15 protein-coding genes are annotated in these 18,813 nt (G+C 65.7%); 11 read left to right on the forward strand and 4 right to left on the reverse strand.

All coding sequences use genetic code 11. The features are described from left to right. Window positions 1-15: 15 nt before the first annotated feature. Entirely contained in the window at window positions 16-1,389 is a 1,374-nt protein-coding gene (locus Q4G50_RS05390; RefSeq protein ID WP_303376626.1) for a phosphomannomutase/phosphoglucomutase, read from the forward strand. Here the strand turns inward: Q4G50_RS05390 and Q4G50_RS05395 are convergent. After that, entirely contained in the window at window positions 1,376-2,512 is a 1,137-nt protein-coding gene (locus tag Q4G50_RS05395) for a polysaccharide pyruvyl transferase family protein (protein ID WP_303376627.1), read from the reverse strand. The genes Q4G50_RS05390 and Q4G50_RS05395 overlap by 14 nt on opposite strands. Before the next feature lie 54 nt (window positions 2,513-2,566). Between Q4G50_RS05395 and Q4G50_RS05400 the strand changes: the two genes are divergently transcribed. Then, window positions 2,567-3,559, forward strand: a complete 993-nt coding sequence (locus Q4G50_RS05400) for a hypothetical protein (protein WP_303376628.1) — start codon at window positions 2,567-2,569, stop codon at window positions 3,557-3,559. Further along, window positions 3,560-4,720: a mannose-6-phosphate isomerase, class I gene (gene manA / locus Q4G50_RS05405; protein ID WP_303376629.1), complete on the forward strand. Its 1,161-nt coding sequence runs from the start codon at window positions 3,560-3,562 to the stop codon at window positions 4,718-4,720. Window positions 4,721-4,906: 186 nt separating this feature from the next. On the opposite strand, the gene Q4G50_RS05410 is transcribed toward manA, so the two are convergent. Beyond that, window positions 4,907-5,593 carry a hypothetical protein gene (locus Q4G50_RS05410; protein ID WP_303376630.1) on the reverse strand — a complete coding sequence of 229 codons (687 nt, stop codon included), beginning with the start codon at window positions 5,591-5,593 and terminating at the stop codon, window positions 4,907-4,909. 106 nt (window positions 5,594-5,699) lie between these two features. On the opposite strand from Q4G50_RS05410, the gene Q4G50_RS05415 reads away from it, so the two are divergent. The 8 genes from Q4G50_RS05415 (at window position 5,700) to secA (ending at window position 14,632) form a co-directional block, all read left to right on the forward strand. Continuing rightward, the gene (locus Q4G50_RS05415) at window positions 5,700-6,053 is read left to right on the forward strand and encodes a DUF4259 domain-containing protein (protein ID WP_303376631.1); all 354 of its coding nucleotides are present in this window, start codon (window positions 5,700-5,702) and stop codon (window positions 6,051-6,053) included. Next, window positions 6,054-6,665: a dTMP kinase gene (locus Q4G50_RS05420; protein WP_303376632.1), complete on the forward strand. Its 612-nt coding sequence runs from the start codon at window positions 6,054-6,056 to the stop codon at window positions 6,663-6,665. It abuts the gene before it with no gap. 6 nt (window positions 6,666-6,671) lie between these two features. Next, complete coding sequence (mtrA, locus tag Q4G50_RS05425; RefSeq protein ID WP_303376633.1) at window positions 6,672-7,352, forward strand: MtrAB system response regulator MtrA; 681 nt, start codon at window positions 6,672-6,674, stop codon at window positions 7,350-7,352. 24 nt (window positions 7,353-7,376) lie between these two features. After that, window positions 7,377-8,924 carry an MtrAB system histidine kinase MtrB gene (gene mtrB, locus Q4G50_RS05430; RefSeq protein WP_303376673.1) on the forward strand — a complete coding sequence of 516 codons (1,548 nt, stop codon included), beginning with the start codon at window positions 7,377-7,379 and terminating at the stop codon, window positions 8,922-8,924. Further along, a complete protein-coding gene (gene lpqB, locus Q4G50_RS05435) occupies window positions 8,921-10,621 on the forward strand; it encodes an MtrAB system accessory lipoprotein LpqB (protein WP_303376634.1) in 1,701 nt (566 codons plus the stop codon). Before mtrB ends, lpqB begins: the two co-directional genes overlap by 4 nt. 1 nt (window position 10,622) lies before the next feature. Further along, window positions 10,623-11,225: a ComF family protein gene (locus Q4G50_RS05440; protein ID WP_303376635.1), complete on the forward strand. Its 603-nt coding sequence runs from the start codon at window positions 10,623-10,625 to the stop codon at window positions 11,223-11,225. Window positions 11,226-11,315: 90 nt separating this feature from the next. Next, entirely contained in the window at window positions 11,316-11,981 is a 666-nt protein-coding gene (raiA, locus tag Q4G50_RS05445; RefSeq protein ID WP_303376636.1) for a ribosome-associated translation inhibitor RaiA, read from the forward strand. 119 nt (window positions 11,982-12,100) lie between these two features. After that, window positions 12,101-14,632, forward strand: a complete 2,532-nt coding sequence (gene secA / locus Q4G50_RS05450) for a preprotein translocase subunit SecA (protein ID WP_303376637.1) — start codon at window positions 12,101-12,103, stop codon at window positions 14,630-14,632. A 36-nt stretch (window positions 14,633-14,668) separates the two neighbouring features. On the opposite strand, the gene Q4G50_RS05455 is transcribed toward secA, so the two are convergent. Both Q4G50_RS05455 and Q4G50_RS05460 read right to left on the reverse strand, forming a co-directional pair. After that, entirely contained in the window at window positions 14,669-16,654 is a 1,986-nt protein-coding gene (locus tag Q4G50_RS05455) for a hydantoinase B/oxoprolinase family protein (RefSeq protein WP_303376638.1), read from the reverse strand. A gap of 38 nt (window positions 16,655-16,692) precedes the next feature. Next, the gene (locus Q4G50_RS05460) at window positions 16,693-18,744 is read right to left on the reverse strand and encodes a hydantoinase/oxoprolinase family protein (protein WP_303376639.1); all 2,052 of its coding nucleotides are present in this window, start codon (window positions 18,742-18,744) and stop codon (window positions 16,693-16,695) included. Window positions 18,745-18,813: the final 69 nt, after the last annotated feature.

Consider the following 18,813-nt stretch of genomic DNA (forward strand, 5'->3'; position numbering starts at 1 on the left):
GTATCATCATTCCCCATGACCAAGCACAACCGTGAAGACGTGTCCCGTGTGATCAAGGCCTATGACGTGCGTGGCGTCGTCGGCGATCAGATCACCCCTGAGTTCATCCGGGACACCGGTGCCGCCTTCGCCCGCCTGCTGCGGGAAGAAGGCGAGACCACCGTGGCCATCGGCCATGACATGCGACCCTCCTCCCCGGAGCTGGCCGCCGCCTTCTCCGAAGGGGTGCGCGCCCAGGGCCTCAACGTGATCATGCTGGGACTGAACTCCACCGATCAGCTCTACTTCGCGGCCGGCACGCTGCAGTGCGCCGGCGCGATGTTCACCGCCTCCCACAACCCGGCGCAATACAACGGCATCAAGCTGTGCCGCTCGGGTGCCCGCCCGGTCTCGCAGGACACGGGACTGGCGGAGATCACCAACATGCTGGTCGACGGGGTGCCGGAATGGGACGGTGAGCGGGGCGTCGAGAAGCAACAGGATTCCCTGGAGCTCTATGGCGAGTATCTGCGCGACCTCGTTGATCTGCACAGCATCCGCCCGCTGGTGGTGGCCGTCGACGCCGCCAACGGCATGGCCGGGCACACCGTGCCCGAGGTGTTCAAGGGCCTGCCGCTCGATGTGCGGGCGCTGTACTTCGAGCTCGACGGCACCTTCCCCAACCACGAGGCCAACCCGCTGGAGCCGGAGAACCTCAAGGACCTGCAGCGCTTTGTCGTCGAGCAGAAGGCCGATATCGGCCTGGCCTTCGACGGTGACGCCGACCGTTGCTTCGTCGTCGATGACAACGGTGATCCGGTGAGCCCTTCGGCGATCACGGCGATCGTCGCAAAGCGCTACCTGCAGGAAAACGCGGGAGCGACGATCATCCACAACCTCATCACTTCCCGCTCGGTACCGGAGGTGATCGCCGAGAACGGTGGCACCGCCGTGCGGACCCGCGTCGGGCACTCCTTCATCAAGGCGAAAATGGCGGAGACCGGGGCCGTCTTCGGCGGCGAGCACTCCGCGCACTACTACTTCACGGAGTTCTTCAACGCGGACTCCGGCATCCTCGCCGCCATGCACGTTCTCGCGGCTCTGGGCGCGCAGGACAAGCCGCTGTCGGAGATGATGGCCGAGTACCACCGCTACGAGGCCTCCGGTGAAATCAACTCGACTGTCGCCGACCAGGCCGCCAGCACGCAGGCCGTGCTCGATGCCTTCGCCGACCGCACCGCGTCCGTCGATGACATGGACGGTGTCACCGTCGACCTTAAGGACTCGAAGGCGTGGTTCAACGTCCGCGCCTCCAACACCGAGCCGCTGCTGCGGCTCAACGTCGAGGCGCCGACCCGCGCGGAGGTGGAGGAACTCGTCGCCGAGATCCTCGCTGTCATCCGCGCCTGAGCACCCGCTTGGCCTCGCGCCTCCAACGCTCCCGGCGGGCCGCGGGGTAGAGGCGCTCGGCGGTGGACTCTGCCGCCAGCCGACGTTCAGCGGCATCCGCCACCCCCTCGCCAGGCTGGGTCGGCTCCACCAGCGTGCTTACCGGCCAACCCGAACCCACGGACTCGTGCTTGACCCGGTAATAGTCGCCCTCGTGGGCGGCGACCGCAATGCCCCGGGCGCCCCGCGCCGCAGCAATGAGATGCGGATGGAAACGCGTGGACAACCAGGTCTGCCCCGCGCGGGCAGGTAACCCGTGCGCCCACAACTCATCGAAACCGACGAAACGGGCGCCGGCGGTCAATTGCGGATCCAGGCGACACATCGCGTCCCACACCTGCCAGTCCCCGGCGGGAATACACTCGACAAAAGCCAGGTCATCGCCGGTAGTGCCTAACTCACGCAGCTGGCGGACCAACCTCCCGGCCAGTTCATCCACCCCGATCCCCAACAGGTCAGACTGCGCCGAGACCACCGTGCCCCGCAGACGCGCGTCCTCGGGGCCATGGCCCAGGCCGTGGCGCGCCTGGGGGTCGGTGGCGGCAAGCCAGGAATCATCGGGGGCGGGCAGCGCATCGGCCAGTGCCAGCGAGGGGGTATCGCGGACGGTGAGCAGCTCAAAAGCTGACCAGTCGAGGCGCTCAGCCACCTGCGTACCCGGATGCAGGCCCTGGCCGGTGGCCACCTTCCGGCCCTCCAGCGCCCCGACGGCCGCGATGAGGCGGGTGTGCTGCGGCCACGTGTCATTGATCCACCCGCCGCCCAGCACATGAACCAGCGCCGCCGACTTCGCCAGATTCAGGCCGGTGACCAGCGCGGGCACCCGCGAGGGGTCCGCCACCGCGGCACGTACCTCAGCTTCCGTGCTGCAGGCGTCGATGAGCCGCCACAACGTGTCCGTCACCGTCAGGTCTGGATGCACATTGTGGTGGAGAATGGCCGCCGGGCCGGGGGAGTGGCAGTCAAGGATGACGCGGGCACGGGGGCGTCGATAAGCAATCTCCCGCAACCACGCGGAGACAATGAACTCATCCCCGAAGTTGGGGAAGCCAGCGGGGGCGACGAGATAAATGACGTCGGACATGAACCTATGGTCGCACACAGCCTGCCCTCAGGCCACGGGCACTATCCTGGGGCCATGGACAACAGCTACCTCGACGGTTCCGCCTACTCGCCGGAGACGGTGAAGTTCTACGATATCGCCCACGAAGGAGCGCAAATCAGGGCCGTCGCCGGGGCGATCGACCGCCTCGAGGGGCTCTACCGGCTGCAACCGCGCAGCCTGGTGGTCGTCGCCACTGACCAGGTCTCTGCCGCCGCCGCCCGCTTTGTCGTCCGCATGCGCGCCCCCCTGCGCGTGCCCGTTGTCATCACCGATGCGTTGCCCTCCTACGTCGGCGCGCTCGATGTGGTCATCGTCGTCGGCGACCGCGCGGATGATCCCGAAACCTCCCAGGGGCTGATCAGCGCCGACCGGCGCGGCGCCACCACCATCCTCGTCGGCCCACCGCGTGGCCCCGTGCTTGACGACGCCCCCTCCGACACCGTCATCATCCCCGCCCTCCCCACCGCGATCGGCCCCTCCCCGGCGCGTGGGATCAGTGCCATCGGCGTCGTCCTCGACCTGCTGGAGGAAAGCCCCGAACTGGTCACCCCGCGGCTGGAGGAGATCGCCGCCGTCGTTGACGAAGAACTTGAGCAACTCTCACCCGAACGCGACACCATGGTCAACCCCGGACGCCAGCTGCGGGAATTCGCCGACCAGGCGCGTGTGTTGCACACCGGCCGTTCGCGCCACGGGATCGCCGTCGCCGAGATGATGGCTGTCCTGTGGTCACTCAAGGGCCTGCCCTCCGGGGCCGCTGCCATGGACGAACTGGAGCCGCCGACGGCCCCGCCCGTACGCAACCCATTCCACGACCCATTCATTGACGGTCCGATTGATTTGGTACCCTTAAGGACTGTTGTCTGGGCCGAGGAGCCGGATGTCGCAGGGGCCATCCCCGATGCGCTGGCCGTCACCTGCGAGACCCCCGGGATCGGAGCGGTGGCCGCGGCTCTCATCCTGATCACCCGCGGACTCGCCGCCACCACCTACGATTCGCCCGAAGCACCATCTGAGGACTACTGAATGCAGAAGCTCACCGGCACCTACCGGAGCTACCCCTGGGGATCGCGCACGCTCATCGCCGGGCTGCGCGGTGAGCCCACCCCGTCCTCCCGCCCCGAGGCTGAAGTCTGGTACGGCGCGCACCCGGTCGGTTCCTCGCTTATCGACGACCGCCCGCTCACCGACATCATCGCAGCCGACCCCGCCGCTGCACTGGGCCCCCGCGTGCAGGGCGCCTTCGGTGACGGGCTGCCTTTTCTGCTCAAGCTCCTCGGCGCCGCCGAGCCCCTGTCCTTACAGGCGCACCCCTCCGCTGTGCAGGCCCGCGAAGGTTTCGAGCGTGAGAACGCCGAAGGCATCGCGCTCAACGCCTCGCACCGCAACTACCGCGACCCCTCCCACAAGCCGGAGCTGGTTGTCGCACTCACCGACTTCCACGCCATGGTCGGATTCCGCCCCCTGGCCGACACCCTCGCGCTGTTTGGGGAGTTGGACTGCCCAGAGCTCGACCGCTACCTCACCATCCTCGACCCGGCTGCCGAGGAAGACAGCCTCCGCGGGCTGTTCACCACCTGGATCACCATCCCCGCCGCAGCGCGCGTGGCACTCATCGACTCGATCGTCGCCGCCGCGCAGTCTGAACTCGACCGCGGTGACTGGATCTCCGACGTCCTGCGCACCGTCCTCGACCTGCAGGAGCGCTACCCCGGCGACATCGGGGTGCTCGGGGCCCTCCTGCTCAACCACATTGTGCTCAGCCCCGGCCAGGCCCTCTACCTCGACGCCGGCCACCTCCACGCCTACATCTCCGGCCTGGGGGTCGAAGTGATGGCCAACTCCGACAACGTCCTCCGCGGCGGACTCACCTCCAAATACGTCGACGTGCCCGAGCTGGTGCGGATCCTGCGCTTCAACTCCATCACCGACCCGATCGTCACCTGCGTCGACGGCGAGTTCGAGACCCCTGCCAGCGAGTTCCGGCTCCAGTGCCACGACCTGGCCCCCGCCGGCGCATTCACCTACCACCACGACGGCCCCACCATCGCACTGTGCACCGCCGGCGAAATCCAGGTGGGCAACCTCGGGCTGCGCCCCGGCGAGGCGGCCTGGATCCCCGCCGACGACCCCGCATGGGAAATCTCCTCCGTCGAGGGCGGGCAGCTGTTCATCGCCTGCGCGTGAGGCCGGCTGGTGTGAGGCGGAAGACCATGCCGCGGAGGCGCCTTAAGCTGCACGGGGAAGGGGCCTCGCGGCACGGTATTCCGCGTAGCCCTTCGCGCGCGGGTGGTGCAGGACTGAGGTCACCGGGGTTCGTGCATTTTCGCCATGCTTAAGTACGGGGGTTATGCACGAACTCACCGGGCGGCGTTAGGAGCTGAACGGGAACCAGCGGCCCAGGTCCCACCAGGGGGCAGGATTGGGCTGGGTGACGGTGGCCTGCTCGATCGTAGGCTCGGTCGGCTCGGGCTGGGCGGTCTCCACCGGTTCCGCTGGTTCAGTAGTCTCAGCAGGCTCCGGGGACACGGTCTGGCCGGTCTGCTGCTCGGTCGGACCGTCCTCGTCCGGGGTGAGGGTCTCGCCCGGCTGAGCAGGCGTGGTGGTCTCCGTGGTCGGCTCTGTCGGGGCCGTCGTCGGGGTGGTCACCGCAGTCTGCTCAGTATCGGTGGCCTCGCTGGTCTCGGCCTCAGTCGGCTCCAGCGTCTCGGGGGTAGCGACAGGGCGGACATTTTCCGGCCGGTACACGGTCGTCGGAGCGATCGTGCTGGGCACTGCCTGAACGATGGCGTGGGGGGCCAGGAAAGGGTCGTCGGCAAGCGGGGGTGAGGTAGGTTGGGCGACCGCCTCGGAGGAGGTTTCGGGCTCTGTGGAGGGGGTGGTGACCTCGGTCATTGAGGCGGAATCTGAATTTGTGGCTACCTCGGGGGTTACCGTGGCAGTATCAGAGGCGGAAGGGGTTGTGGGCGTGCTGGCCTGCCAGACTCCATAACCGATCGCCGCGGCAGCCAGCAGGCCGATGAAGATGAAGAGGTAGACGCGACGTGCTTCGTTTCTCACCTGGTCCCACTCCTTCCGTGTGACTTACTGGTAACAACTCGGTAACAACGTATCAGAAGAATAAGTAAAAAACGACTTGTTTCGGGATAGAGAGGAAAAATCCGCAATGAGCACTTGGGATGTCGCCATCTTCGCCGAGGACGACAACATCGACTTCCTCGATGAGCTCAATGATCTCGACAGCGATGACGTGGCGGAGGCTGTGCGTGACGCCTGCCTCCTCGTGCTGAAGCAGCCGAACGTCAATGAGGTTGAGCGTCTCAATGGCCTGGCCGCCGCGACGATCGCCGCGATCTGGGCCGGGGCGCCGTTCTCCGCCGGTGATGTGGCGGACAGCTACCCGTTCATCCGGGAGCTCATCGGCTCCGGCGACGAGGCACTCAACGAGGCTGCCGCCGAGCTCTTGGAGTCCGTGGAGGGCGACGAGGATGTTGAGGCATTCACTGAGGCCCTGTCCTAGATGATTATCGCCATCGAGGGAATCGACGGCGCCGGCAAGAACACCCTGGTCACGGCGATCAGGGAGCGCCTTGAATCCGATGTGCTGGCCTTCCCGCGCTATGACACTTCCGCCCCGGCGCAACTCGTCCAGGAAGCGCTGCACGGCCGCATGGGGGACCTGACCGACTCGGCCTACGCCATGGCCACGCTTTTCGCGCTGGATCGGCATGGCGCGCGGGAGCAGCTGGAGCCCTATATCGATTCCGAACACGTCATTTTGCTGGACCGTTACGTCGCCTCCAATGCCGCCTACTCCGCCGCCCGTCTGCAGGACGACGCCGTCGCCGACTGGGTCTATGACCTGGAGTTCGGGCGTCTGGGCCTCCCCTTGCCCGACCTGCAGGTGTTGCTGGCGACGGAGCCGGACACGGCGTCGCAAAGAGCGGCCTCGCGGGAGAAGCTCGACGCCTCCCGGGAACGCGACCGCTACGAGCGTGACGCTCACCTGCAGCAGCGCACCTACGATGCCTACCTTAGGCTGGCTGAGCAGGGCTGGGCGGGTCGCTGGCTGGTGACTACTGATCCGGACGTACTATTGCAAGAGATCTCACACAAACTGCAAGGACTGTGATTTTCCATGGCGCCCAAGATTCTGGTTGTGGACGACGACCCGTCGATCTCCGACATGCTCACCCTGGTCCTGGAGACCGAGGGCTTCGAACCGATCGCGGTCATGGACGGCAACGAGGCCGTGCCCGCTTTCCGTGAGCACCAGCCGGACCTCATTCTCCTCGACCTCATGCTCCCCGGCATGAATGGCGTGGACATCTGCCGCGCCATCCGCCAGGAATCCAGCGTGCCGATCGTCATGCTCACCGCCAAGACCGACACCGTGGACGTGGTCCTCGGGCTGGAGACCGGCGCCGATGATTACATGACCAAGCCCTTCAAGCCGAAGGAGCTCATTGCCCGCATCCGGGCACGCCTGCGCCGCACCGACTCGGAGCCGACGGAGATCCTGGAGGTCGGCGACCTGACTATCGACGTCCCGGAGCACACCGTCAAGCGCGGCAACGAGGAGATCTCGCTCACCCCGCTGGAATTCGACCTGCTGCTGGAGATGGCCCGCAAGCCGCGCCAGGTGCACACCCGCGAGGAACTGCTGGAGAATGTGTGGGGTTACCGCCACGCCTCCGACACCCGACTGGTCAATGTCCATGTGCAGCGCCTGCGGGCGAAAATCGAGAAGGACCCGGAGAACCCGCAGATCGTGCTCACCGTGCGTGGCGTGGGTTACAAGACCGGTCTGGCTGAATAGGGGAGTCCGCCCATCCTCAAACAGATCCCCGCCTACTTCAACCGCGCCTTTGAACGTGTCAGCGAAACGTGGCGGACCTCGCTCCAGGTGCGGGTCATCGGTCTGATTTTCATTGCTTCGGTAGTGGTCATGACGATCTTGGGGATGGCCCTCATCTCGGTAGTCACCTCGCGCTTGGTGGACACAAAGCTGGATATCGCCGATTCGGAGATCGATCGCGCGCGGGTGGCCGTCGAGCAGCAGATCGACGCGACGTCGGCGACCTCTACGGTGCAGGTGCGGCTCAATTCTGCCCGCGCCGCGCTGACGCAGCGCAGTGCGGCCTCGGGGACAGCCGCGGTGTATGAGCCGGTGCTGGTCGTCGCGCAGCAGGACGGCTCCACCGTCACCTCCCCGGAGGGGTACCGCATCCCGGAGAAGCTGCGCCACTTCGTCTCCGAGGATCAGGTGTCTTTCCAGTTCACCTCCGCCGAACGATCAGATGGTTCGGCGTATAACGCGCTGGTCATCGGCACACCGACGGATACCGATGTGACGGATCTGCAGGTGTATCTGGTGTTGTCCATGGAGTCGGATGAGCAGACCCTGGCGCTGCTGCGCGGTCTGCTCTCGGCGGCGGGCGTGGTGGTGGTTGTGCTGCTGGTCGGTATCGCCTGGTTGGCCACGCAACAGGTGACCGCGCCGGTACGTTCGGCGTCGCGGATTGCGCAGCGCCTGGCAGCGGGGCATCTGCGGGAGCGGATGGTGGTTGACGGTGAGGATGAGATGGCGCGGCTGGCGGTCTCGTTCAACGACATGGCCGAGAAACTGTCCAAGCAGATCCACCAGCTGGAGGAGTACGGCAACCTGCAACGCCAGTTCACTTCCGATGTCTCGCATGAGCTGCGCACCCCGTTGACCACCGTGCGCATGGCGGCGGACATGATCGCCTCTGATCCGGAGAGTCTGGAACCACACACGCGGCGCGCCTCCGAGCTGATGATCCGCGAGTTGGATCGTTTCGAGGAGTTGCTCGCGGATCTGCTGGAGATTTCACGCCACGACGCCGGCGTCGCCGACCTCTCCGAGGCGCGTATCGACGCCCGCTCGTGCATCACCTCCGCCTGGGAGCAGACCCGCCACCTCGCGCAGAAACTCGAGGTCGACGTCGTTTTCCATACCCCGGATGAGCCGGTCATGTTCACCGGCGATTCCCGCCGTATCGAGCGCGTGCTGCGTAACCTCATCGCCAACGCCATCGACCATTCGGAAGGCAACCCCGTCGAGGTGGCGCTGGCCGCCAACGATGAAACCGTGGCGATCACGGTCACCGACCACGGGGTGGGCCTCAAGCCCGGTCAGGAGGAGCTCGTGTTCAACCGTTTCTGGCGTGCTGATGCTTCTCGACGCCGCCACTCCGGCGGCACCGGCCTCGGGCTGGCGATCGCCCGCGAGGACGTTGTCCTCCACGGTGGTCAGCTTGATGCCGCCGGCACCAGCGGGGTGGGCTCGCAGTTCAGGGTGGTCCTGCCGCGTCAACCGCAGCATTCGATTGCCAACAGCCCCCTGGCTCTGGAGGCTCCGATTACATGAGATATCCCCGTACACTGACCGCCCTGGTGGTGTCCTGCGCGCTGTTGAGCGGGTGCACCACCCTGCCGAATAACACTGAGCCGCAGGCCCTGCGTTCCTTTGAGCCGCAGGTGGAGGAGGACTCGGATCTGGGCCCGCAGCCCGGCCGCGAGGCTGACCTGCTGTTGCGTGATTTTTACACCGCCAACGCGCACCCGGTGCAGGATTTCCAGGCCGCCCGCGCTTATCTGACCGCGGAGACTGCCGAGCAGTGGGACCCGAATGATTCGGTGCTGGTGGTCAACCGGATTGACCTGGTCACCGCGGCTGGGTCGACGGCGGAGCGACGTTCCTTCAATGTGCGCGGCGCTGTGGTTGGCAATATTGCCCCTGGCGGGGCGTATGAGCCGGAGAATGGTGTCTACGAGGCCACGATCGAGATGGTGCGGACCGCAGGGGAGTGGCGCATTGAGTCCCTGCCCTCCGGCGTGGTCCTGGAGCGCACGGAGCTGCGTAATCAGTTCCAGCCACAGCGTTTATTCTTCTTTGATCCGCAAGGCCGAGTCCTGGTTTCTGACCGCCGCTGGATCTACTCGGGGCACCAGTCACTTGATTCGGCGCTGATCACCCTGCTGCTGGAGGGGCCTTCTCCGGCGTTGCAGCCGGGTGTGCGGCAGATCGTGCCCGCGGGGGCGAACTTCGCCGGCATCGTCGACGGGGCCTATCACTTCACCGGTTTCGAGGACGTCGACGCCGAGGATCGCCTGCTCTTCGCCGCGCAGCTGGTGTGGACCCTGGCGGTGGCGAACGTGCCGGAGCCCTACACCGTGGTCGTCGACGGGGAGCCCCTCGCGCCGGGATATGAGACCCTCAACACCGATGACTTCGCCGAGTACAACCCGCGCGTCAACGCCTCCGCACCGGTGCCGTTGTTCGCACTCAGTGACGGCCGGGTCAGCCGTGTCTCCTCCAACCAGGTGACCCCCGTGGAGGGTGAGCTGGGGCAGTACAACGATGTCGAGTCCGTGGACGTGTCCGATCAGGGCAATGTTGCAGTGGTGCGCCGCCAGGGGGATGAGTCGGTCCTGTTCACCGGTCCGCTGGAGGGCGGTCTCAGCGAGGCGTTGCGGGCCGAGACCATCTCGCGGCCGACTTTCGAGTTCGACCCGGGCAACCTGTGGGTGGTGGTCGATGGTGACCGGATTGCCCGCGTCGTCCGTTCCGGGCCGACCGGGGAGTTCACTGCGTCAGACGTCAACTCCGAGGCCCTGGCGACGATCCCGGGTGAGATTTCCGTCATCCGCCTTTCCCAGTCCGGGGTGCGGGTGGCCATGATCATCGACGGCCGCGTCCACGTCGGAGTCGTCGAACGCCCCGGCCCGGCACAGCGGCGCATCGTCAACGTGCGGGAGCTCGCCCCGCAGCTGGGCGGTACGGCGTTGTCACTGGACTGGCAGCCGGACGGGTCGTTGCTGGTGGGCACGTCCACGCCGGAGACACCGGTGTGGCGGGTGGAGCAGGATGGTTCCGCGGCGACGTCGCTGCCTTCCGGCAACATCACCGCGCCCGTCGTGGCTGTGGCGGCGACCCCGGCGATGCTGTATCTCACCGATGCGCAGGCCACCCTCCAGTTGCCGACCTCCGGCGGTGACAATGTCTTCTGGCGTGAGGTCTCCGGTCTGCAGGGCATGCGCGCCGCCCCGGTGGCCGCGAACTGACATGGAGTTGTTCCTCCCGCGTCGCTGCGCCGGTTGCGGTGAGCCGGGGGAGCTGTTGTGCCCGCGGTGCCGCCAGGTGCTGGCCAGCCCACCGCAGCGCATTCACACCCGTGTCGATCCGCACGTGCCCGTGTGGTCTTTCGGCTCCTACGCCGACACACATCGCCGGGTGGTGTTGGCGATGAAGGAGCGCAACAATCTGGCGGTACGGCGGCACGTGGGTGCGGTGCTCGCCGCCGGTGTGCGTTTTCTCGCCGCCCGCGGAGAGCTTATCGACGCCCCCGTCCTCGTCCCCGCCCCCACCCGCCCGCGCAACGCCCGTGTGCGTGGCGGCGACCCCGTTACGGACGTGTGCCGCGCCAGCGGCCTGGCCGTCAGCCAGGCACTGCGCCATCGTGGGAGCGTGGGGGACCAGGTGGGTCTGGGCGTCGAGAAGCGGCGGGAAAATCTGTCCGGAGCTGTGGAATTAAGGGGGATTCCGCGGGGGTCCGTGCTGCTTGTCGACGATGTCGCCACCACCGGATCAACGCTCGCGGCCAGCTCAGAGGTACTTTTTGCGGCTGGGGTGACGGTGGTCGGTGCCATTGTGATCTGTCACGCATGAAACAGCGGGGGTGATGGCCGCCCGGTTATGACCAGATGTACGATGGGGAGTGACTTGAAGTAGTCCCACCAATAGTTAGGGAGGAAGCAGATGACATCACCTGCTGAGAACACCGATGTCCTGAGCCCCGAGGCACAGGTCACCATCACGGGCCGCAACGTTGAGGTGCCGGAGCATTTCGCCGAGCGCGTCAACTCCAAGCTCGCCAAGATCGAGCGCCTGGACCCGACCCTGACCTTCTTCCATGTGGAACTCCAGCACGAGCCGAACCCGCGCCGTGAGTCGGAGTCCGACCGCATCCAGATCACCGCCACCGGTAAGGGCCATCTGGCCCGCGCCGAGGCGAAGGAGGACAGCTTCTACGCCGCACTGGAGACCGCTCTGGCGAAGATGGAGCGTTCCCTGCGCAAGGTCAAGGCACGTCGTTCCATCTCGCGCTCCGGCCACCGTGCACCGACCTCGACCGGCGTCACCGCCGCCAACCTGGCGGCTGAGGCAGCGAAGGCTCGCGAGGAGGCGGAGTACGACGTTGATCCGTACGCCGACTCCGTCAAGGACGTCGTCCCCGGCCAGGTCGTGCGCACCAAGGAGCACACCGCCACCCCGATGAGCGTCGATGACGCCCTGTCGGAGATGGAGCTCGTGGGCCATGACTTCTACCTCTTCATCAATGAGGAGAATGGCCGCCCATCCGTGGTCTACCGCCGTCACGCCTTCGACTACGGCCTGATCTCCCTGGCGGACGAGGAGAACTAACCCTCCCTGCCTGATCATTCGATGCCGCTGCACCCATCCCGGGGGCAGCGGCATCGGCGTTGTTGCGTACAATGGCGCGGAAGAACAAAAACCCACCTGACCCTGAAGGACGACTGCACGTGTTCGGACTGTCCAAGCTGCTTCGCGCCGGTGAAGGGCGCACCGTCAAGCGTCTCGACAAGATGGCTGAGCAGGTGCTCGCCCTCGACGACGAGTACACCGCGCTCAGCGACGAGGAACTCAAGGGGAAGACTGAGGAGTTCCGCACCCGTCTCGCCGACGGTGAGAGCCTTGACGACATCTTCCTCGAGGCCTTCGCCACTGCCCGTGAGGCCGCGTGGCGCGTTCTCGGCCAGAAGCCGTACCACGTGCAGGTGATGGGCGGTGCCGCCCTCCACTTCGGCAACGTCGCCGAGATGAAAACCGGTGAAGGTAAGACCCTGACCTCCGTGCTGCCCGCCTACCTCAACGGTCTGGAGGGCAAGGGCGTGCACATCGTCACGGTCAACGATTACCTGGCCAAGCGTGACGCCGAGATGATGGGTCGTGTCCACCGCTACCTCGGCCTCGAAGTCGGTGTCATCCTCTCTGAGATGCAGCCTGACCAGCGTCGGAAGGCCTACGCCGCCGATATCACCTACGGCACGAACAACGAGCTCGGTTTCGACTACCTGCGTGACAACATGGCCCGCTCCCTGGCGGATCTGGTCCAGCGCGGACACCACTACGCCATCGTCGATGAGGTCGACTCGATTCTTATCGACGAAGCACGTACCCCCCTCATCATCTCCGGCCCGGTGGACGGTTCCTCCCAGTTCTACAACGTCTTCGCACAGCTGGCCCCGCGTATGCGTGAGGGGATCCACTACGAGGTCGATCACCGCAAGCGCACCGTCGGCGTGCTCGAGGACGGCGTCGGTTATGTGGAGGACCAGCTGGGCATCGACAATCTCTATGCCCCGGAGCACTCCACCCTGGTCAGCTACCTCAACAACGCCATCAAGGCGAAGGAGCTGTTCACCCGCGACAAGGATTACATCGTCCGCAATGGCGAGGTCATGATCGTCGATGCCTTCACCGGACGCGTCCTGGGTGGGCGCCGCTACAACGAGGGTATGCACCAGGCCATCGAGGCCAAGGAGCAGGTGGAGATCAAAAACGAGAACCAGACGCTGGCGACCGTCACCTTGCAGAACTACTTCCGCCTCTACGACAAGCTGGCCGGCATGACCGGTACCGCCGAGACCGAGGCCGCCGAGCTGCACCAGATCTACAAGCTCGACGTCGTCCCGATCCCGACGAACCGCCCCAACGTCCGCGAGGACCTCACCGACCGCGTCTATAAGACGCAGGAGGCTAAGTTCGCCGCCGTCGCCGATGACATCGCCGAGCGCGTGGCCAACGGTCAGCCCATCCTGGTCGGTACCACCTCTGTCGAGCGTTCCGAGTACCTCTCCGAGCTTCTGCAGCGCCGCGGCATCGCGCACAAGGTGCTCAACGCCAAGCATCACGAGCAGGAGGGCCAGATCATCGCCCAGGCCGGTCTGCCCAGCGCTGTGACCGTCTCCACCAACATGGCCGGCCGTGGTACCGATATCGTGCTCGGTGGTAACCCCGAGGTCATCCTCGATATCAAGCTGCGTGAGCGAGGACTCGACCCCTTCGAGGATGAGGAGGCCTACCAGGCAGCCTGGGACGAGGAGCTACCGCGGGCCCGCGAGCGCGCCCGGGAACTCGGCGACAAGGTCCGGGAGGCCGGTGGACTCTACGTCCTGGGCACCGAGCGCCATGAGTCCCGCCGCATCGACAACCAGCTGCGTGGCCGGTCCGCCCGTCAGGGCGACCCGGGTACCACCCGCTTCTACCTCTCTATGCGCGATGACCTCATGGTCCGCTTCGTCGGCCAGACCATGGAGAACATGATGAACCGCCTTAACGTCCCGGACGATGTCCCGATCGAGGCGAAGATGGTCACCAACTCCATCAAGGGCGCCCAGGCGCAGGTGGAGAACCAGAACTTCGAGATGCGCAAGAACGTCCTCAAGTACGACGAGGTGCTCAACGAGCAGCGCAAGGTCATCTACGCCGAGCGCCGCGAGATCCTCGAGTCCAAGGACATCCAGCAGTACATCCGCAACATGATCGACGAAACCGTCACCGCCTACGTCAACGGCGCCACCGCCGTCGGCTACGTCGAGGACTGGGACCTGGATCAGCTGTGGAACGCCCTCGAGACCCTCTACGGCCCGACGTTCAGCTGGCAGCAGCTTCTCGACGATAACGGCGGCGAACTCTCCGCCGAGCAGCTGCGCGACGCACTGGTTGCCGATGCCAACGCCCAGTACGACGAGCTGGAGACCAACGTCTCCGCCATCGGCGGCGAGGCCCAGATGCGCAACATCGAGCGCATGGTCATCCTCCCGGTCATTGACACCAAGTGGCGCGAGCACCTCTACGAGATGGACTACCTCAAGGAGGGCATCGGCCTGCGCGCCATGGCGCAGCGCGACCCGCTGGTCGAGTACCAGAAGGAGGGCGGCGACATGTTCAACGGCATGAAGGAAGGCATCAAGGAAGACACGGTGCGCAACCTGTTCATGCTGCGCAAGCAGTTCGCCCCGCAGGAGACCCCGGAAACCACCGAGGTGTAGCTGCAAGGCTGCTACACCTCGGGCCTTCGGGTGTTCTCAGCCCCAGGCGGCGAGGGTGCGCTTGTCCAGCTGCGCCCGGAACTGACGTGTGGTGGTGGGCAGGAGCTCATCGGTGGACCAGTCGAGGATGACACCGTAGTGGCGGATGAGGTCGAGTTGATCGAGCTCCCCGTCCCGGTACCGCGCGGCGACCCTCTCCGGGTCCTCCGAGAGCTTTTCGACGCGGGTGCGGCGCTGTTCCTCGCGGAGTTCAGCCGTGGCGGCGGCGTCGAGCTCGTATTCGTCGATCTCGGGGTCGATGGCCCGGATGACTACGCCGTAGTCCTTGGCGGCGCGGCTGATGGAGACGTAGCCATCGATGACGTCCTCGAGGACCTCAGCGGGATCCCGTTCGAGGGGATCCCCGAATCCTCCGCCACCGGCGCTGGGGCGCTCGAAGGTGTCGCCCGGACCGACTTCGACATTGGAGAACAGGGCACCGAGGTGCTGCTCGTCGGCGCTGTTCCTGTTGAGCCACACGCCCTGAGGGATGGAGGGTAACCCGCCCTCGATGCCCCAGGTGACCGAACGGGAGCGGTCACAGCAGTAACTCATGACAGTGTCGGCGCAGTCGGTGAGGACACCGCCCTTCGACACTCCCAGGCCACCCCGGTATCTGCCCGGGCCAGCGGAGTCGGTGATCAGCGAGTGATGGCTGGTGATGACGGGGGACAGACGCTCCTGGCCCTCCACAGGCTGGACAGCGAGCCCGGGGCCGAAGACGGGGGCCGTGGCGGAGGACCCGTCCCGGTCGGTGCGTCCACCCCAGCCGCCAGCCATCCAGTCGTACCACATGAAGAACTCCCCCTTGTCTTCTTTGGCTTGGGCCTCGCGGGTGTCCCAGCCACCCACGAGGAGGTACTCGAGGTTGAAGGAGCAGGCTATGGCCCGGTCCTCCATGAGGTTCGACCAGAGTTCGAAAACAGCGTTCATGATCTTTTCGTAGGGCCCTGAACAGAATCCGGTGACGGCGTGGGGGAGACCGGCGTTGACGACTGTTCCCTCGGGTCCGAGGTCGACGTCCATTGCCCGGTACAACCCCGAGTTGAGTGGGACGTCTGGGAAGAAGGTCTTGGTGCCGGCGACCACCCCGGAGAAGGCCGAGCCATACCCGGCGTTGAGGAAGCTCGCGACCGCTGGCGCCGAGCCGTCGAGGGAGTAGGACAGGCGGCCGTCGGAAATGCGCATGGTCACCTGGATGGGGACAAGCCCCTCCTCTCGAGCGGGATCCAGATCGATGTAGTCGACGGTGGTCCACTCGCCGTCCGGGAGTGCCTTCACCCGGGCGGTGACGATGTCCTCCACGTAGTCCTGGGTTTCCCGGAGGGCGGTCTTGATGGTCTCGTGCCCGTACTTGTCGACAAGGCGGTGGATCTCACGCTCGCACACCGCGGTCGCCTCGGCCTGCGCCTTGAGGTCACCCATGACGATCTCCGGGCTGCGGGTGTTGGCGGCCATGAGCTTGGCGACGTCCTCGAGAAACAATCCCTTCGTCCACAGGCGCACCGGGGTGATGCGCAGGCCTTCGGAGTAGAAGTCCTTCGCGGAGACGTCGAAGGAACCGGGCACCGAGCCCCCGGCATCGGCCCAGTGGCCCTTGTTCTGGGCGAAGGCGAGGAGCTCGCCGTCGTGGAAGATAGGCCGGATAAAGGAGACGTCGTTCATGTGCGTGCCGCCGGCGTATGGGTCGTTGACGGCGAAGACGTCTCCCTCGTGGATGTCGTTGCCGAACTCCCGGATTACCGCCTGGCACTGGAAGTGGAGTGTGCCCACGTGGACGGCGATGTCCTGATCTCCCTGCATGACAGTATTGCCCTCGGCGTCGCACAGGGCGGAGGAGAAGTCGCGGGAATAGATGACGAAGGAGTAGCAGGTTCGCAGAATCTGCTCACTCATGAGGTTGACTGAGGTTGCGAAGGCGTTCTTCAGCACCTCGAAGGTGACGGGGTCGAGCGTGCGTCGACTGGGTGAAAATGTGGTCATGGGAGTGTGCTCCGTTGATTGTGATGGATCTGAGGGGATCAGGCCTGGCCGATGTGGATACGGATGTTGCCCCATTCGTCGATCTCGGCACGATCCTGCGGGGGAATGACTGTGGTGGCGTCGAACTGGTCGATGATGGCGGGCCCGGTGAGTGAGGCACCGGCCTGCAGGTCATCGCGCTGGTAGACGGGGATGTCGGCCCAGCCGTCGTTGGCGCTGAAGAACACGCGCCGCGTGGTGTCCGGGATGGCTGCCTCATGCTCGCTGATGTCGAAGCGCGCGAAAGGCGGGCTCTCGAGTTGTCCGATGGCGACCAGTCCGATCTGGTAGAGCTCCACGTCGCCGCTCGGCTCCGAGAAGGAGTACTCGCGCTCGTGTTCCTCGTGGAAGAGGGCGATGGCGTCATCCAGCGGATTGTCGGAGGTCGGCATTTCGACCGTCAGGGATCGCCACTGGCCGCGGTAGCGCATGGAGGCGGTGTACCTGAGCTTCATGCGATCCTCGGGGATGCCTTCGTGCTGCAGACGCTCGCGTGCCTCAGTGGTGAGGATGCGGTAGGACTCTTTGAGGTCGGCCCGATCGACCGTTGCGACGCCCTGCTGGTACATCTGAGACAGGTCGTGACGGATGTCCACGAGGAGGCAGCCTTGGGCGGAGGTCACGCCGGGGTGCGGGGGAACAACGACCGTGGGGATGGCCAGGTCGCGGGCCACCTCCGCGGCGTGCAGGGCGCCAGCGCCGCCACCAACGACTAGGACGAAATCACGCGGATCGTAGCCGCGGCGGATGGACAACAGGCGCACGGCATCGGCCATGTTCGCGTTGGCCACTTTGATGATGTCCTCGGCGGCCTTCTCGGTGGCAAGGCCGAGAGGCGTGGCGACGGTGGTGTCGACCGCATCCCGCGCGGCGTCGGGGTTGAGCATCAGCTCGCCACCGATGAGCTCGGTACCCAGGCGGCCCAGCACGACGTTGGCGTCGGTGTTCGTCGCCACTGTGCCGCCGCGCTCATAACAGACCGGTCCCGGGTCAGCACCCGCGGACTGCGGGCCGTTGCGGAGGGACCCGGCCTCGTCGATCCAAGCCAGGGAGCCTCCGCCGGCACCGATGGAGAGCACCTCGATCGAGGGGAATGTGATGGGGAAGCCGTACTCGACCTGCCACTGCTTCGAGATGCGGATGTCCCCCTCGTACACCAGGGAGATGTCAGTCGAGGTGCCACCCATCTCCAGCCCGATGGCGTTCTGGTAGCCGCATCGGGTGGCGATGTCCTGGACGGCGATGGCTCCGGCGGCGATGCCCGAGGCGGCGAGTCGGACCGGGTAGCGGCTGACCATCTGGGGCGTCATCGATCCGCCGCCCGAGTGCAGCAGGAGCAGATCACCCTCGTATCCACCGTTGGCTAGCTGTTCGGAGAGGCGATTGACGTATCCGGAAACCAGCGGGGCCAGGACCGCGTTGGAGACGGTGGTGGAGAAGCGTTCGTACTCGAAGATCTCAGGCAGGATCTCGGAGGAGGTCGAGATGAGAGCGTCGGGAAGCTCCTCGCGGAGAATCTCGGCGACCCGGTTCTCATGGGCGGCGTTCGCGTGGGCGTTGATGAGGCACACGGCGACCGTCTCCACCTTCTTGCGGCGGAGGATGTGAGCGACCTCACGGACATCCTCCTCATTGAGCGGCGTGAGGGGCACGCCGTCGTAGTCGATCCGCTCCTCGACCTCATAGCGGTCACGTCGCCGGATGTAAGGCGGGCCGACATCCTGGTAGGCGTCCCAGAGCTCGTCCTTGGTGCCGTCGCGGATTTCGAGGACATCCCGGAAACCCTTCGTGGTCACCAGCGCTGCCATAGGGAAGCGGCGCTGGATGAGGGCATTGGTGGCGACGGTGGTTCCATGACTGAAGATCTCCACTTCACTCAGGGTGACGTCACCGTGGGTGAGGCCGTTCATGACGGCCTTCATCGGGTCCTCCGGGGTGGACGGAACCTTGGCGACCTTGAGTTCCTTGGTCTCGGTGTTGACGATCGCGACATCCGTGAATGTGCCGCCGACGTCGACGGCGACGCGGAATGGTTTGGTCGGTGCGGTCATGTGTGACTCGTTTCTATGTGGGCCGGAAAGATGATTTACATCACTGTCCACGGGTGTTACTAATAGGGC

This window comes from Corynebacterium sp. (assembly GCF_030538285.1).
In the GTDB taxonomy this organism is placed as follows: Bacteria; Actinomycetota; Actinomycetes; order Mycobacteriales; family Mycobacteriaceae; genus Corynebacterium.

Bases quoted from the DNA above. Each gene is read 5' to 3' on its own strand.
- Q4G50_RS05440 (WP_303376635.1), top strand. From the start codon at position 10,623: ATGGAGTTGTTCCTCCCGCGTCGCTGCGCCGGTTGCGGTGAGCCGGGG.
- raiA (WP_303376636.1), top strand. From the start codon at position 11,316: ATGACATCACCTGCTGAGAACACCGATGTCCTGAGCCCCGAGGCACAG.
- manA (WP_303376629.1), top strand. From the start codon at position 3,560: ATGCAGAAGCTCACCGGCACCTACCGGAGCTACCCCTGGGGATCGCGC.
- Q4G50_RS05390 (WP_303376626.1), top strand. From the start codon at position 16: ATGACCAAGCACAACCGTGAAGACGTGTCCCGTGTGATCAAGGCCTAT.
- lpqB (WP_303376634.1), top strand. From the start codon at position 8,921: ATGAGATATCCCCGTACACTGACCGCCCTGGTGGTGTCCTGCGCGCTG.
- Q4G50_RS05420 (WP_303376632.1), top strand. From the start codon at position 6,054: ATGATTATCGCCATCGAGGGAATCGACGGCGCCGGCAAGAACACCCTG.
- mtrA (WP_303376633.1), top strand. From the start codon at position 6,672: ATGGCGCCCAAGATTCTGGTTGTGGACGACGACCCGTCGATCTCCGAC.
- Q4G50_RS05415 (WP_303376631.1), top strand. From the start codon at position 5,700: ATGAGCACTTGGGATGTCGCCATCTTCGCCGAGGACGACAACATCGAC.
- Q4G50_RS05395 (WP_303376627.1), bottom strand. From the start codon at position 2,512: ATGTCCGACGTCATTTATCTCGTCGCCCCCGCTGGCTTCCCCAACTTC.
- Q4G50_RS05460 (WP_303376639.1), bottom strand. From the start codon at position 18,744: ATGACCGCACCGACCAAACCATTCCGCGTCGCCGTCGACGTCGGCGGC.
- Q4G50_RS05400 (WP_303376628.1), top strand. From the start codon at position 2,567: ATGGACAACAGCTACCTCGACGGTTCCGCCTACTCGCCGGAGACGGTG.
- Q4G50_RS05455 (WP_303376638.1), bottom strand. From the start codon at position 16,654: ATGACCACATTTTCACCCAGTCGACGCACGCTCGACCCCGTCACCTTC.